The organism is Shewanella loihica PV-4 (assembly GCF_000016065.1).
GTDB lineage: Bacteria > Pseudomonadota > Gammaproteobacteria > Enterobacterales > Shewanellaceae > Shewanella > Shewanella loihica.
On sequence record NC_009092.1, the window covers coordinates 3,278,437 to 3,293,561 of the forward strand.

At 55.8% G+C, this 15,125-nt stretch carries 11 protein-coding genes; 4 read left to right on the forward strand and 7 right to left on the reverse strand.

Annotation, left to right across the window (positions count from 1 at the left end):
• Position 1 precedes the first annotated feature (1 nt).
• A complete protein-coding gene (gene nadK, locus SHEW_RS14320; protein WP_011866570.1) occupies positions 2-880 on the forward strand; it encodes an NAD(+) kinase in 879 nt (292 codons plus the stop codon).
• A gap of 45 nt (positions 881-925) precedes the next feature.
• Here nadK and SHEW_RS14325 read toward each other — a convergent pair whose 3' ends face one another.
• The 5 genes from SHEW_RS14325 to SHEW_RS14345 form a co-directional block, all read right to left on the reverse strand.
• Entirely contained in the window at positions 926-1,990 is a 1,065-nt protein-coding gene (locus SHEW_RS14325; protein ID WP_011866571.1) for a TonB family protein, read from the reverse strand.
• 229 nt (positions 1,991-2,219) lie between these two features.
• Entirely contained in the window at positions 2,220-3,590 is a 1,371-nt protein-coding gene (locus SHEW_RS14330) for an MATE family efflux transporter (RefSeq protein WP_011866572.1), read from the reverse strand.
• Between the two features lie 112 nt (positions 3,591-3,702).
• Entirely contained in the window at positions 3,703-4,776 is a 1,074-nt protein-coding gene (locus SHEW_RS14335) for a CobW family GTP-binding protein (protein ID WP_011866573.1), read from the reverse strand.
• An 85-nt stretch (positions 4,777-4,861) separates the two neighbouring features.
• Positions 4,862-6,217, reverse strand: coding sequence for a DEAD/DEAH box helicase (locus SHEW_RS14340; RefSeq protein WP_011866574.1), 1,356 nt, complete (start codon positions 6,215-6,217; stop codon positions 4,862-4,864).
• A gap of 84 nt (positions 6,218-6,301) precedes the next feature.
• On the reverse strand, positions 6,302-9,334 hold the full coding sequence (locus SHEW_RS14345; protein WP_011866575.1) for an EAL domain-containing protein: 3,033 nt from the start codon (positions 9,332-9,334) through the stop codon (positions 6,302-6,304).
• Between the two features lie 327 nt (positions 9,335-9,661).
• Here SHEW_RS14345 and SHEW_RS14350 point away from each other — a divergent pair, with 327 nt between their 5' ends.
• Both SHEW_RS14350 and SHEW_RS14355 read left to right on the forward strand, forming a co-directional pair.
• Complete coding sequence (locus SHEW_RS14350; RefSeq protein WP_011866576.1) at positions 9,662-10,471, forward strand: substrate-binding periplasmic protein; 810 nt, start codon at positions 9,662-9,664, stop codon at positions 10,469-10,471.
• A gap of 86 nt (positions 10,472-10,557) precedes the next feature.
• A complete protein-coding gene (locus SHEW_RS14355; protein WP_011866577.1) occupies positions 10,558-10,998 on the forward strand; it encodes a thioesterase family protein in 441 nt (146 codons plus the stop codon).
• A gap of 23 nt (positions 10,999-11,021) precedes the next feature.
• Here SHEW_RS14355 and SHEW_RS14360 read toward each other — a convergent pair whose 3' ends face one another.
• Both SHEW_RS14360 and SHEW_RS14365 read right to left on the reverse strand, forming a co-directional pair.
• Positions 11,022-12,518, reverse strand: a complete 1,497-nt coding sequence (locus SHEW_RS14360; RefSeq protein ID WP_011866578.1) for a putative bifunctional diguanylate cyclase/phosphodiesterase — start codon at positions 12,516-12,518, stop codon at positions 11,022-11,024.
• A gap of 71 nt (positions 12,519-12,589) precedes the next feature.
• Positions 12,590-13,432, reverse strand: a complete 843-nt coding sequence (locus SHEW_RS14365) for an HDOD domain-containing protein (RefSeq protein WP_011866579.1) — start codon at positions 13,430-13,432, stop codon at positions 12,590-12,592.
• 291 nt (positions 13,433-13,723) lie between these two features.
• Between SHEW_RS14365 and trhP the strand changes: the two genes are divergently transcribed.
• Positions 13,724-15,082 (forward strand): prephenate-dependent tRNA uridine(34) hydroxylase TrhP, encoded by a 1,359-nt coding sequence (gene trhP, locus SHEW_RS14370; protein ID WP_041406682.1) that lies wholly within the window; start codon positions 13,724-13,726, stop codon positions 15,080-15,082.
• Positions 15,083-15,125: the final 43 nt, after the last annotated feature.

Genomic DNA, 15,125 nt, shown 5'->3' on the forward strand with positions numbered 1-15,125 from the left:
TATGAGCAAAGCGTTTCACTCAATCGGCTTAATCGGCAAACCCCATCACTCAGGGACCCATAAGACCCTCAAACGTCTGCATCACTGGTTGACCATGCAGTCCTACGATGTTTATGTCGAAGAGCGGGTGGCCGCCGAGATAGGCCCACAGGTGAAATCGGTGGATCTGCTGCAGATTGGCGAATATTGCGATCTGGCGATAGTGGTGGGCGGTGACGGTAACATGCTCGGCGCCGCACGGGTGTTAGCCCGCTTCGATATCGGCGTGATTGGCGTTAACCGCGGCAACCTGGGCTTTCTTACCGACCTGCCCCCGGATACCTTCGAAGAGGCCCTAGGCAAGGTGCTCCAGGGCGAGTATGAGACTGAGCACAGGTTCCTGCTGGAGTCTGAGGTGCACAGACACGGCGAGATGAAGTCGAGCAACACAGCGGTCAACGAGGCGGTGCTCCACCCGGGCAAGATTGCCCACATGATCGAGTTCGAGGTCTATATCGACGACAAGTTCATGTACAGCCAGCGCGCCGACGGCATGATAGTCTCCACCCCAACGGGCTCGACCGCCTACTCGCTGTCTGCCGGTGGTGCCATACTGACGCCGAATCTGGAAGCCCTGATCCTGGTGCCCATGTTTCCCCATACCCTCTCCTGCCGCCCAATCGTGGTCGACGCCTGCAGCATCATCAAGCTGGTCGTGTCACCGGACAACGGCGATGCCCTGGAGGTGAGCTGTGATGGTCACGTCACATTACCTGTATTGCCAGGGGATGAGATCATCGTCAGGCGCAGTAAGGAGCGCCTCAGACTGATCCACCCCAAGGGCTACAACTACTTCCACGTGCTTCGAAACAAACTGGGCTGGGGCAGCAAGCTGTTTTAAGCCGCCAGTATCATTAAAAAGCCCGCATCTTTCGCGGGCTTTTTGTTAGTTGACCTTGTACTCGAGCTGCACGCTCACCTCGGCAGGTACGGGTTTACCATCGACAAACTTAGGGGCGTAGCGCCAGCGCTTGATGGCCTTTAGCGACTCGCGGGTGAACTGCTGCCCCCCTTCAGAGGCCAGCACCACAGGGTCACGCACAAACCCCTGCTCATCCACGGTAAAGGACATCTGGGTCCAGCCTTCCCGGCGATCTCTGGCATAGGAGATAGGATACTTTGGCGCTTCCCGGTAGAGGGGCGCCTGCTCCTGTTCGTCAGACCAGGGCTTCATGCTGCCGATCGCCACACAATGCTGGGTCGACTTGTCGCTCTCGCCTTCGGCCTCATAGATCTCCACCAGACGCGCATGGGCGGCCAGTTTGTAGGGATGGCTAAAGTCGAGCACGGAGAACTGCTTGATCACCTCTTCGAGCAGAGGGACCGCCTTGTCATACTTCTTCTCCGCCGCCTTGATCATGCCAACATAGTAGGTGGCTTTGAGCCTTGCCATGGCATCGGCCGGCATCTCTTGACGATAGATCTCATAGGCTTCCAGCGCCTCGTCACGTATCTCCCGGGTATAGAAATGGGTCGATGCCAGACCATGGAAAGTCAACATCTTCACCTCGGCCAGCAGCAGCGGCTTGTCGGCGTCCTCGGCGATGGCGATCGCCTGCTTGAACAGATCCACCTTCTCTCTCGAGGCGGCCATGGTCTGGGCGGCGCCAATCAAGGGATCGACAAGCTCTATGGCATCGCGGCCAAAATGTTTTCGATAGACCTGAATAACATTGTTGAAATGCTCGTGGGCGGCCTGAGTCTCGCCACTATCTTGCAGCGCAGTGGCCAAATTAAGCTCGAGATTAACCAGATCGATACTGTCTGATTCGAAATAGCCCTGGCCGAGTTCGTAGGCCTTGGCAGCGGTAAGCGCCACCTGGGCTTTATCTTGCCCGGCCAGCGCCTGCTGATAGGCGGCGTAGCTTTCGCTAAAGGGCGAGGCGAAACTTAGAGGCGCAGCGAAGTGCGCGCACAACACCAGGGCGAGGCCTGATAATGACTTCTTCATAATGAACAAATATCCTTATTTGTGATCCTGCAACATTCCCATGTAGAGAATGGCGTCCAGCGATTAGTTTCCTATATAAATTTAAACAGCCTTACCGAATCTCAGCCGGGATACGCCCACCTTGGCACACCCGGAGTATCGACTCGCGGCGCGGAAACGACAATCGCCACTAGGGTAACAGGAATCCAGGCCGACTTAAATCGCTAACCGACTTAAATCCCTGACTAACTTAAAACATTGGGTTAGTTAACTTCTTGGAAAGCTTAGTTAAAGTGTAAACCATCCAGATGGTCAGCAATAAGGAGCAGCTCGCCAGGGAGATCCAGACACCTGTGACCCCAAACAGCCAGGCGAACAGATAGAGCACCATGGCGATCAACACCAGCTTGCTACCTGTCAATATCGAGGCCTCCTTAGGACGGTTGATCGCCTGGAAGAAGGCTGCGCCCACCAGAATAAGCCCCTCGAACGGCAGTCCCCAGAAGTAGAGGCGCATCCCCTCTATTGCCACGGGCGCCAGCTCAGAATTATCCCCGGCAAAGATATAAACCAGATATTCTGGCGCCCAGTAGATAAAGACGACGCCCGCCAGCGCGGTCACCAGAGTCATGATAATGACCAGCCTCAGGGTCTCGAACACCCTGTCGAAACGCTTCGCCCCGGTGTTGAAGCTAAACAGAGGCTGAGTACCAAAAGCTATCCCCTCGAAGATCAGGTAAAACAGCGCCTCGGCGTAGCTCACCACCCCATAGGCCGCCACATGAATGGGGCCGCCAACCCAGAGAAACGCCATGTTATGCAGGGTCAGGACGATGGAGAGGTAGAGGTTCATCAAGAAGCTTGGCACGCCGACCCTGAGGATGTTGCTGCAATGGTCCAGATTCAGACGCATCTGCTGCCAGTTTATCCCCAATCGCGTGCGCTTGGTGAAGAAATGCTGCAGGCAGGCGAGCGCAGTGAAGGCCTGACAGATCATGGTGGCGATGGCGGCGCCCGCCAGGCCATAGGGAAACACGACGATCAGCAGCCAATCCAATAACACGTTCAAACAGCCTGAGAGGATAAGCACCAGGGTGACGAAGCCGGGACGGCCATCGTTACGCAGCAAGGCGGTAAAGGCGATGGCCAATACGGGAAAGACCCCGAGGGCAAAATACCAAAACAGATACTGCTCGGCGCTGGTCAGCACCTCCCCTTCGGCCCCGAGCCAGATGAGTATGGTCTGGCTCCAACGGGTACCCAGCAGGGCCAGTCCGGTGCCCGCCAGCAGACAGAGGGTGAAGGCGTTACCCAGCAAGTGCCGCGCCCTAGCGACATCTTTTAGCCCCAGGTTTATCGACACCAATGATGCGGCGCCCATGCCAATTAATGCACCTACCGCGTAGAGTATCGCACCGACGGGATAGGCCAGCATCATGCCCGCCAAGCCCACCTCGCCAAGATAATGGCCGACAAACATACCGTCGATGGCCACATAGACGCCGGTCACCACCATGGAGAGAATGGTAGGAATGGCATAGCGCCACACCAGCTTAGGGATGGGGGCTGTGGCTAAATCTGAGTGCTCATCACTCTGGTGCACGGCATGATGCTCGGTCATGATTTTCGGAAAATTTCTCTATCATGGTTGTTGATAGTGTGTTGATTCAACACCTAAACGGCTATTGGAAAGCGAAGATATCAGATAGCCAAGCGTTTAGATAGGCAGACGTTTAGTTAGACAGGCGTTTAGTGAGACAGAGCAGCGCCTGCTCTATCTCGGCCAGGGGCAACGGCTTATCGGCTATCATCTCCAGGCGTGAATCCAGGCTATCATCCAGCTCCATCACGCTGAGTTGACCGTCCACATAGTTAAAGGCCGCGATCCCATCGCCCGTTATCATCACCGCCTTGAGGCGCAGACAATCTTGCGCCTTTACCCAGGCCACCAAAGCCTCGAAGTCAAACTCATAGCAACAGTCGAACACCCAACCCAGGGTATAACGGCCCTCATGCCGATTGCTGGCGCGGTAGATCCCCTGCTCATCAAATGCCTGCTCATCAATCGATAGTTTACGCGCATCATCCGCCTCATCGAAGGGCATCGCGGGCCGGCTGCCTAATAGCGAGGAGCCTGTCGAGGCTGCTGGCTTGCTAACGCGCCAGGCGGTAGGGCGCGCAAAATAGTGCTTCTCAAGATATTGATACAGACTGGCTTCTTTTGCCGAGAGTAGCTGCGCCATCTGCACCGGCAACACCTTGGCCGTGATGGATTGCTGCTGCAAATAGGCCTCTAGTTGCTGTAAGTCGGCCAGGCTTGCCAGATCCATCTTGTTGGCCAGGATAAGGTCGGCGATGCGTAGCTGATCGGTAAACAGCGAGCTCTCCAGGTAACGCGGGTCCTTGAGTTTTCTGGGATCCACCAGACAGAGGCTGGCGCGCATCGACAGCACCGGCTTGAAATGCCCTTGGCTCAGGGTCTCGACAATGGCCTTGGGATGGCCCAGCCCAGTGGGCTCGATAAACAGGCGATCAGGCCTCGCCTTGGCGATAAGCTGGTTGACCGCCACCTGAGTCGGCACCCCGGCGGCGCAGCAGAGACAACCACCCGCCACCTCCTTGATGGCGACATCACCGCCCTCACCCTTGAGCAGCTCACCGTCTATGCCAATCTCGCCAAATTCGTTCACCAGCACGGCCCAGGTCTCATCGGCTGGCTTATGGGCGAGCAAATATTGGATAAGACTGGTTTTTCCCACACCGAGAAAACCTGTCACGACATGGGTAGGGATGGGCTTGAGGATCATTGGCGGCTCCGCACTGAAAAATCGCCCCCAGTGTAGAGGGCAGGCCTGAGATTGCAATCCTTTTCAGCAGCCCTCACTTAACCTGCTAGCGCTTGCCCCTGAAGCCCTTATCACTTGATGGGCGTCTCGCCTTGTCATTACTAGCCTTGTCGCTACTAGTCTTGCGCTGGGGCGCCTTTCGCTGGGGAGCCTTAGCGCGACTCTGTCCCCTTCTGCCGTCCTGGCTGCCGAACTTCTGTCCCTTGCCCCGCTTAGGCTGGGCCGCCTTAGAGGTCACTCTGGTGTCGAGCTCGCGATACCTGGCCGGTAGCGGCGCCCCCATCTCATATCCGGGCTGTACCTCACGTGGCAAGGTCTTGCCGATAAGAGCCTCGATCGCGCCAAGTGCGGTTTCATCCTGCTTGGCGACGAAGGAGATGCTAACCCCGCTAAGACCGGCGCGGCCGGTACGACCGATACGGTGCACATAGTCCTGAGGCTCATCGGGCAATTCTAGGTTGATCACTAAGGGCAGCGCTGTGATATCCAGGCCGCGGGCGGCCACATCTGTTGCCACCAGCACCCGCAGCTCGCCGGCCTTAAACTGCTCCAGCGCCCGGTTGCGCGCGCCCTGGGTCTTATCCCCGTGAAACACCGCATTCTTGATGCCATCGAGCTTTAACTCGCGGTGCAGGCGCTCGGCGCTCTCCTTGGTGTTGACGAACACCAGCACCTGTTGCCAGTTGTTGCGGCCGATAAGCTCGGCCAGCAGCTCCGCCTTACGCCTTGCATCTAAGGGATAGATCTTCTGCTCGATCTGCGGCCCGCTACTAGCGCTGGTCACATTGATCCACTCAGGGTTATCCAGCATCTTAGTGGCCAATGCCTTCACCTCTGGGGTGAAGGTGGCCGAGAACAACATGGTCGAGTGAGACACGCACAAGAGCCGCTTGGTGCGCTCAATATCTCTCACGAACCCCATGTCGAGCATGCGATCCGCCTCATCGACAATGAGCTGATCTACCGTCTCCAGGCTCAAATCATGTTGGCCCAAGAGATCGAATAGCCTCCCCGGCGTGGCCACCAGGATATCGACACCTCTCGCCAAGGCCTTGCGTTGGGGATTGATGTTGGCGCCGCCATAGACGGCCAGAGTGGTCAGCTCGGTGAACTGGCTGTAGCGACTGATGCTGTCTGCCACCTGGATCGCCAGCTCTCTCGTTGGAGTCAGGATCAGGGCGCTGAGCTGCCCAATTGCTCTTGGCTGATTGAGCAGGCGCTGCAACAACACAAAGCTAAAGGCCGCCGTCTTACCGGTTCCGGTCTGGGCGCAGGCCATCAGATCCCGCCCGGCCAGCGCCGTGGGGATCACCTTGGCCTGAACCTGGGTCAGGGTCTCGTAGCCGCAGGCCTTAGCCGCCTGGGCCAGTAAGGGGTCTAACGGGAGGGCATCGAAATTCATGGGCAACCTGCGAGCTGACAAAAAGTGAGCGCGGAGTCTAGCAAAAAGCGCCCCATAAAGGTAATGCTATCTTCACTGCACAGGCTAGCGCGCCTCGGGGTTAACATAGAGGCGCTCAAACTCCGGTAGGGAGACAGGCTTGGAGTAGAGATAGCCCTGGGCAAAATCACATCCGGCGCTAGCCAGGATATCGTGCTGGAACTGGGTCTCCACCCCTTCTGCGATCACCTTGATCCCCAACTTATGGGCCATCACTATGATCGCCTCACACAGGGCCACGCCGTCACTGTCGGATTCAAGATTACGAGTAAAGGACTGATCGATCTTGAGATAATCTATGTCGAACTTCTTCAGATAGGCCAGCGACGAATAGCCGGTGCCGAAGTCATCCAGAGACACCTGAATACCGGCATCGCGATAGGCCAGCAGCTTGTCGGTCACCCCCATGGAGGCATCCAGCAGCAGACCTTCGGTGATCTCGACGCAGATGGCGTTGCTGGAGAGCTCCAGATGGCGTAGCAGCGCCAGCCAGTCGCTGAAGGTGTCCCCCTCGTCCCTGAACTGAATTGGCGACTTGTTGATGCTGATCTGGATCTCGACGCCATGTTGAGTTCGCCAGCGAGCGCTCTGCTGAGCCGCCTTCTCAAATACCCAGTTACCTATCTCGTTGATAAGCCCTGTCTCTTCCGCCACTGGAATAAACTCACCCGGCGAGACGAGTCCCCGTTGGGGATGCACCCAGCGGATCAGCGCCTCCGCCTTGTAGACCCCCAGTTTGTTCATGTCGACAATAGGCTGGTAGAAGAGCTCAAACTCCTTGCGATTGATGGCGTTACGCAGATCTTTGATCAGCGCCATGCGATAGCGGGCGTACTCCTGCATCGAGGGGGTAAAGTAATGGAAACGGTTGCGCCCCTGTTCCTTGGCGGCGTACATCGCCTGATCCGCATGTTTCAGCAGCCCCTCGATACTGGTGGCATCGTCAGGATAGATGGTGATACCGATACTGGCGCTGATGTAGGCGGTCTCATCCCCCAGGCTGTAGGGCTCGGCGATGCGCTCCAGTATGCTCTGGGCCACCCGCTCGACACCGCTGGGGGAGTCGATCCCCGAGAGCACTACGGTAAATTCATCGCCCCCCAGGCGCGCCACCACATCCGACTCACGGATGCAGCCCTTGAGCCGCTTGGCGGTCTCCTGCAACAAGAGATCTCCCATATCATGGCCCAGGGTATCGTTAACCTCCTTGAAGAAGTCCAGATCCAGGAACATCAGGGCAAAGTGGCTATGGTTACGGTCGATACGCAATATCTCGGTATTGAGATACTCCAGCAACATGCGGCGATTAGGCAGGCCGGTCAGGGGGTCATAGTTGGCCTGTTTCCAGATGATATGCTCAGCCTCTTTCTTCTCGGTAATGTCGGAGAAGAGCGCCACCCTGCGATACACCTGGCCGTGCTGGTCGAAGATGGTATTGATGGTCAACCAGACCATATACTCCTCGCCGCTCTTGTTCTTGATCCACAGCTCCCCCTGCCAATAGCCGGTATCGCGAATGGCGCTGTTCATCTCATCGTATTGGCTTCTCGGGGTGCGGGAACTCTGCAATATACGGATGTTTTGCGTCAGCGCCTCCTCCTGGCTGTACCCCGTAATCGCGGTGAAGGCGGCGTTGATGGTGATGATATGCCCCTTGTGATCCTGTACGCTCATGGCTTCGCTGGAGTTGTTATACACAGAGGCCGCCAGCTCCAGCGACTCCTGCACCTTCTTCTGCTCGGTAATGTCCGAGTGCACACCGCACATGCGGGTCGGCAGGCCATTACGGTCGCGGCTCACCACCTTGCCGGTATCCAAGATCCAATGCTCTTCGCCGCTGAGGCTAATCAGCCGGTATTCGATGTAATGTTTCTGGGTCTCCCCCTTGAGATGGCGATCGATGGAGTTAAGCACCGCCATCCTGTCCTGGGGATGAATGGCATCGATCCAGATGCGGCTGTCGCGATTAAGTCTTTCGAGGTCGCAGCCCAGCACCTTGGCACACCAGGGATTACGCTTGGTCTCGTTACTCTTGATATCCCAGTCCCACATGCCAAGATCGCTGCTCTCCAGCACCAAGGCCAATCGCTCCTGACTGGTGCGCATCGCCATATCAGCCCGCTTATGCTCAGTAATGTCGATAAGGCCGGCGATCACCATATCCACCATGTTATGGTTGCGGCGACAGGCCACCGTCAGGTGGGTATAGACAATCTCCCCATCCTTGGCGACGAAGCGCTTATCCATCTCGTAAGCATCTATCTCCCCCTTTAACATGCGCTGGAACTGGGTCATATCCGCCTTAAGATCTTCGAAATAGGTCAGCTCGGTCCAGGTGCGGTTGAGCAGCTCTGTCTCGGAATATTTGAGCATCTTACACAGACGAGGATTGACCTTGATCCAATGCTGATCGACCGAGGTGATGGCTATCCCCATGTTGCCGACGTTAAATTGCGAGCGAAAAATAAAGTCATCCTGAAGCTGGATCTTAGCGTCCCGCTCCACCTCAAGCCGCCTGGCCAGCATCATGCCCAGCAGGGCCGTCACTATGGGAAAAATCAACATCACAGGCAGGGCGATCTGCACCAGGAGATCGACAAACATGGAAAAGGGCAGAATAAACAGCAGCGACAGGGTCGAGAAATGCAGCAGGAAACCAAACAGATACAACTCGATAAAGCTGAGATCGGCGATGGTGGTCTTGCGATAGTAGCGCCACAGGCTACCAAACAGGGCGGAGACCAGAATCACTGTCACCCCGACCAGCATGCCATCGCCCCCCTGGAACAGGCGATAGGCACAGGCAACAGAAGCGGCGACGAAGGTGGGCAGGCCGCCGAAGAAGAGCCCACTGATGGCCAACACTACAGAGCGGGTATCGATAAAGACCCCGGGCTGATATTCCCAGGAAGTCATCATGGTCAGTACTGTCACGCCGCCTATCACAGCCCCCATGATGAGGCGCCACAACAGAAAATACTCGCTACGATGGTGCCGTGGCACCGCGTCGTAGATAAATACCATGATCAACAAGAGCGCGGCATTTTGAGAGAGCGAAAATAATGTATCTTGATTCATACAAGGCTTAAATTTTCTCGAGGCTAAGTTTTTTATTATCAACCTGATAACATCATTCAGAGTGTAGCAGAAGCCCCGAAAAAAAAACCCACTAAATCATAATAAGCTAATGATTTTGAACGCCTCTCCCTCAGTCACACTAACCCCTTGCCCAGCCATACAAATCACCGCGGCAGCGGAAAATGACAGCCTAAATCGCCTAAGCTCCACACAGATGTAGCTCGAATGCTACAAAAAACACCCTGCCAGCCGCAGCAATGCAGTTGATCTCCCTCGAAAACCCCTTATCATGGGCAACATAAGGACGCGACCGCTGCAAGGAATCTGATGTTGCACCCCAGCTTATCTCGGCAAATCAATCACCTCATCTCTGGCCTGACACTCATGCTGGCGCTTTTTAGCCTCACCGCCACCGGCCAGGAGCTGAATATGGCCTCGGCCGACAGCCCGTCGGCGCCGCTCAAGGTCAAGCTAGCCGCCGAAGATAACTGGGCGCCTTTTGCCGATCCCTATGGCAAGGGGCTCTCCCATCGTCTGGTCAAGCAGGCGTTTTCCCGGGTCAATGTCGATGTCGACAGTCTGGTGGTCTCCTACGCCCGTGGCGTGGTGATGACTAAGCAAGGCATAGTAGATGGTGTCTTTAATCTGCACAAAGAGCGCAAGACCCAGGAGGAGTTTGTCTTCGGCCAGATCCCCCTGTTCACCACCTCGGCCTCCTTCTATCAGAATAATGCCCATCCGCTGCAGGCAGAGGACAAATGGCACCTGCCCCAGGGGTTACTTGTCGGCATCATCAAGGGCTATGAATATGGCGATGAGCTGTCACAGCTTAAACAGCTCAGACTAGTCGAGGTGGACAATCACAATCAGCTGATCAACCTGTTGCTGCTCAACCGCATCGATGCCGCCATCATGTACGACGAGGTAGCCAATCAGTATCTTGGTCAGATGGGGGTCGGCAAGGTGATTAGCCGCAGCGTGCACAATCATACCGGCGACCTCTATGTGGCCTTCTCCAAGCAGCGTCCCAACGCCCAGCTATTTGCCGACAAGCTAGATCTCGGCCTCAAGGCCCTTAAGCAAGACGGCAGCTATCAGAGCATAATGAACAGCCTACAGGCGATCGCCAGCAAATAGTTAACACACCACTCGCCAACAAGTCGTGCCATGACAGACCGAGAGTATGCTATGCTGTCGCCTCTCTAATTTAGCCCAGACTCCAGATGAAGCCAGACGATAAGTTCAGCCCTACCTTTCATTTTCCGGTGCAGATCTACTACGAAGATACCGACTTTTCCGGCGTGGTGTACCACCCTAACTTCTTGAAATATTTCGAGCGTGCCCGTGAGCATGTGATCGGCGCCGAGCGACTGGCAGCCCTCTGGCAGCAGCACGGCCTGGGTTTTGCCGTCTATCGCAGCGACATGCTCTGCCATGAAGGGGTTGAATTTGCCGACGTGGTGGATGTGCGTACCCGCTTCTATTTCGAGAGTAAGTATCGCACCGTATGGCAGCAGGAGATCTGGCGCCCCAAGGGCACCAAGCCGGCGGTGACCGCCCATATCGAGATGGTATGCATGAACAAGGCGAGACAGCTCTGCCCCATGACGCCGCCCCTCATCGAGGAGCTCGGCCGTCACTTCGACCAAGCCATCAGCCTGTAATAAAGCCTTTTAGCTCTTAAATCCTAGAGGAGCGGCCGATTTAACTTGCGCCAGTGCATCTCAAGCTCTGGCGCCCGCATCGGTTTGGCGTAAATATCCCCCTGCACCTTATCGACCCCCATCTGCTGAAGCAGCTTAAATACCGGCATCTGCTCGACACCCTCGACGGTCACCGAAAAGTCTAGTCCCTTGGCCAGGTCGACGGCGCTGCGAACGATATGCTGCGCCCGAGGATCCGACTCCAGCCCGGTCAGGAAAGCTCTGTCTATCTTAACTTCGTCCACCGGCAGGTGTTTGAGATAGGCTAGCGAGGAGTGACCGGTACCAAAATCGTCTATGGCCACCTTGACGCCGGCGCGCTTGAGGCGATTGAGCACGGCCACGGTGCGCACCATGTCTGTCATCAGCTGGCTCTCGGTGATCTCGATAGACAGCACCTGAGCACTGAGGCCATGTTGCTTCAGGCGGGTGATGATCCGCTCACTCAGCTGCTTCTCGCTCAGATCGTCAATCGCCAGGTTGATCGCCAGCTCCAGGCGAATATCACTCTCCTGCCAACGCACCTGCTGCAACAACACCTGATCGATCACCCACTGGCTGAGCAGGCTGATCATCCCGGCGCACTCTAAAAGCGGGATAAACTCACCCGGCGAGACAGGCCCAAGCACAGAGCTGTCCCAGCGGATCAGGGCCTCGGCGTGGGTGCAGTTGCCTGTGGCAAGGTTATATTTGGGCTGAAACACCAGATAGAGCTCGTTTTGCTCCAGCGCCTTGGGGAAACAGCTGACTATGGTCAACTGCCTGTGCTGACTTCGATCGTCCCCTTCCTGATAGGCGGCGATATAGTTGCTGGCCGACTTGGCCCGCACCAATGCCAGATCCAGGCGGCGCAGCATCTGGCTAACATCGGCGTGGTGCAATGACAGCTCAAGATAGCCAAGTTGCAACTGCAAATTGATCACGGTTCCCTTGATGCTGATGGGCTGCGCCAGTCCCTGCTGAAACACCATAAGCTCCGCCTCGCTCATGGGGGTATTAAAGTAGATCAGAAACTCATCTTCATTCATCCGCGCCAGCATGTCCTTATCGCCGATTCGTCGCTCCAAGCGCTCCGCCAAGGCCTGCAGCAGCTTATCCCCCAGGGAGAAACCAAAGAGATCATTCACATAGCGAAAGCGGTGAATATCGATAAGCACAAACATCCCATGGGTGAGAGGCATCTTGCAGGTCAACTTAGCCTTGAGGCCGACGCGATTGAGCAGCCCGGTCAGCTTGTCGCGACCCTTTGGGGGCGGAAGTTGTTTCAGCAGGTGTTGCAGCTGCACATAGAGGGGGATAAAACGGTAGGGAATGGTGGCAATATTCAGGGGCTGGCGCACCTTATGTTGCTGACTTAACTGGGTCACCAGACGCTTAAGAAACTTAAGCTCAGTGCGCCTATGCCAGTACCAGTAGATGATACCAGCGATGCCGATTGCTATCAGATAGACTATTAACCAAATCAGCTCAGTTGCCGTCACACAATCCCTAATATTTTGATAAATAAAGAAACGACAAGACGGATCGGCACACTCTGCCGACCTACTCTTATCTATTCATAACTTAATTTAATCGAATGGTAGTTATCGAGAAATTCATCCGATCCCAGATATTCCGGGCTCACGGGCAATCCGCGTTGAAGGAACACGTCCAAACGCTCCTCCAGATCGTGACCGGCGCGCAGTTCGCCGGTATAGAAGGCGGCCGCGCGCACGAAATCCAGATAGGTCACCTGCTCTGGCAGATAGGGCAGATCCGCCCAGCGCTCGACCACCTCTGTTACCTCGGGCGAGAAGTCCCAACTCTTCAGCACGGCGCGACCTAGCGGCCCCTGCATCTTCCTCACCAGCGCCCTGAGTTGCTCTATGCTGGTAAACAGATGAGGATTGGCCTCGGCCTCGGTCAGTACCGGCAAGGCGCCGATATTGTGCACCAGGCTCGCCAGGGTCAGGGTGTCGTAGTTGAGTCCACAGCCCTTGTGGGTCTTGGAATACTTGAGTAGCAGGGCGCAGGCCGCCGAGGTCACCTCGATAGAGGCACGCCACACCTCGTCCATCACCTCCCACACCATCTCGTTGGTGGAGATGAACAGCTGCTCCATGGCCACTGAGGTGGCGATCGCCTTGATCTGCGTCAGGCCGATGCGGGTCACCGCAGCATTGATGTTTTCCGCCTTGATGCCGCGGCTATACATGGCGCTGTTGGCCACCTTGATCATACGGGCCGAGATGGCGGCATCCTGACCGATAATTTCGGCCACCTGCTTAGGGCTGGAGTCGGGGCGGGAAACCACCTCCTGAACGCGCATTGCTACCTCGGGCAAAGTCGGCAAGACCAAAGCATCTGCCTTTAACTTTTTCAATAACCCAACCAGTAGTTGATGCTCGCTAGACATGCAAACTCCTTAAAAAAACTATGCCCATATTGATGTTGCCAGAGAGTATATCAGCACTCTTGCTAACCGTGATGGTAAAAATCGTCCATCCAGTTAAGAATTTGTGTAATTTTAGCTAAGTTTAAGATTATAGGTTATTAATTGGCTTAAATTTCTCCTGTTTGCCCGCTTTTATCGTCAGTCATTGACGGCTGTCGATAAAATAAACAACTTCTAATTTGCATAAGCCTTGCCCCATTGAGTAAAATGCCCGCCCCAAGTTTGTTCGATACCTGTTAATTGAGAGAAATGATGTTTAAACCTGAGCTGCTGTCTCCTGCCGGGACCCTAAAAAATATGCGTTATGCCTTCGCATATGGCGCCGATGCGGTTTACGCTGGCCAACCGAGATATAGCCTGCGTGTCAGAAACAACGATTTCAAGATGGAAAACCTCGCGACGGGTATCCAAGAGGCCCACAGCCTGGGTAAGAAACTCTATGTGGTGAGCAACATTGCCCCCCACAACACTAAGCTCAAGACCTATATCAAGGATATGGAGCCTGTGGTGGCCATGCAGCCCGATGCGCTGATCATGTCAGACCCCGGTCTTATCATGATGGTGCGCGAAGCCTTCCCGGATCAGACGGTGCATTTGTCTGTTCAGGCCAATGCCATCAACTGGGCCTCGGTCAAGTTCTGGCAGCAACAAGGGATCAAGCGTGTGATCCTCTCTCGCGAGCTGTCGCTGGATGAGATCGAAGAGATACGTCAACGCTGCCCAGACATAGAGCTTGAGGTCTTCGTACACGGCGCCCTGTGTATGGCTTATTCAGGCCGCTGCCTGCTCTCTGGCTATATCAACAAGCGTGACCCTAACCAGGGTACCTGCACCAACGCCTGCCGCTGGAAGTACGACGCCCACGAGGCGGTGCAGACAGAGACCGGCGACATAGTGGCGGTTAACCCCGAGGTGCAGATGCACAACCCTACCCTAGGCGAAGGCGCGCCAAGCAGCGAGGTCGTCTTGCTACAAGAGGCGGGACGTCCGGGCGAATATATGCCAGCCTTCGAAGATGAGCATGGCACCTATATCATGAACTCCAAGGATCTACGCGCCATCCAGCACGTCGAGCGTCTGACCAAGATGGGTGTAGATTCGCTGAAAATCGAAGGCCGTACCAAGTCCTTCTACTATGTGGCCCGTACCGCACAGCTCTATCGCCAGGCGATCGAAGATGCCGCAGCCGGGCGCGAGTTTAACCCTGCGCTCATGTATCAGCTCGAAGGGCTGGCGCACCGTGGTTACACCGAGGGCTTCCTGCGTCGTCACGTGCACGACGAGTACCAGAACTATGACTACGGCTACTCTATCAGCGATACCCAGCAGTTTGTCGGCGAGTTTACCGGCAAGCGCAACGCCAAGGGGATGGCCGAGATCGACGTGAAGAACAAGTTCTCCGTCGGCGACAGCGTCGAACTGATGACGCCCCAGGGCAACATCAACCTGACCATAGAACACCTGGAAAACCGCAAGGGCGAGAGCGTCGAGGCGGGACTAGGTTCGGGTCACTTCGTCTATCTGCCGGTACCGGCCGAAGTCGAGGTCGAGCGTGCCATCCTGATGCGCAACCTGACGGGCGAGCAGAGCACACGTCAGCCACACCCTTAAGATTCACCTCGAGCGACTTAAACACAGCCTCTAAACAGCCCGA

Bases quoted from the DNA above. Each gene is read 5' to 3' on its own strand.
- SHEW_RS14340 (WP_011866574.1), bottom strand. From the start codon at position 6,217: ATGAATTTCGATGCCCTCCCGTTAGACCCCTTACTGGCCCAGGCGGCT.
- SHEW_RS14335 (WP_011866573.1), bottom strand. From the start codon at position 4,776: ATGATCCTCAAGCCCATCCCTACCCATGTCGTGACAGGTTTTCTCGGT.
- SHEW_RS14330 (WP_011866572.1), bottom strand. From the start codon at position 3,590: ATGACCGAGCATCATGCCGTGCACCAGAGTGATGAGCACTCAGATTTA.
- SHEW_RS14350 (WP_011866576.1), top strand. From the start codon at position 9,662: ATGTTGCACCCCAGCTTATCTCGGCAAATCAATCACCTCATCTCTGGC.
- trhP (WP_041406682.1), top strand. From the start codon at position 13,724: ATGTTTAAACCTGAGCTGCTGTCTCCTGCCGGGACCCTAAAAAATATG.
- SHEW_RS14325 (WP_011866571.1), bottom strand. From the start codon at position 1,990: ATGAAGAAGTCATTATCAGGCCTCGCCCTGGTGTTGTGCGCGCACTTC.
- SHEW_RS14345 (WP_011866575.1), bottom strand. From the start codon at position 9,334: ATGAATCAAGATACATTATTTTCGCTCTCTCAAAATGCCGCGCTCTTG.
- SHEW_RS14365 (WP_011866579.1), bottom strand. From the start codon at position 13,432: ATGTCTAGCGAGCATCAACTACTGGTTGGGTTATTGAAAAAGTTAAAG.
- SHEW_RS14355 (WP_011866577.1), top strand. From the start codon at position 10,558: ATGAAGCCAGACGATAAGTTCAGCCCTACCTTTCATTTTCCGGTGCAG.
- nadK (WP_011866570.1), top strand. From the start codon at position 2: ATGAGCAAAGCGTTTCACTCAATCGGCTTAATCGGCAAACCCCATCAC.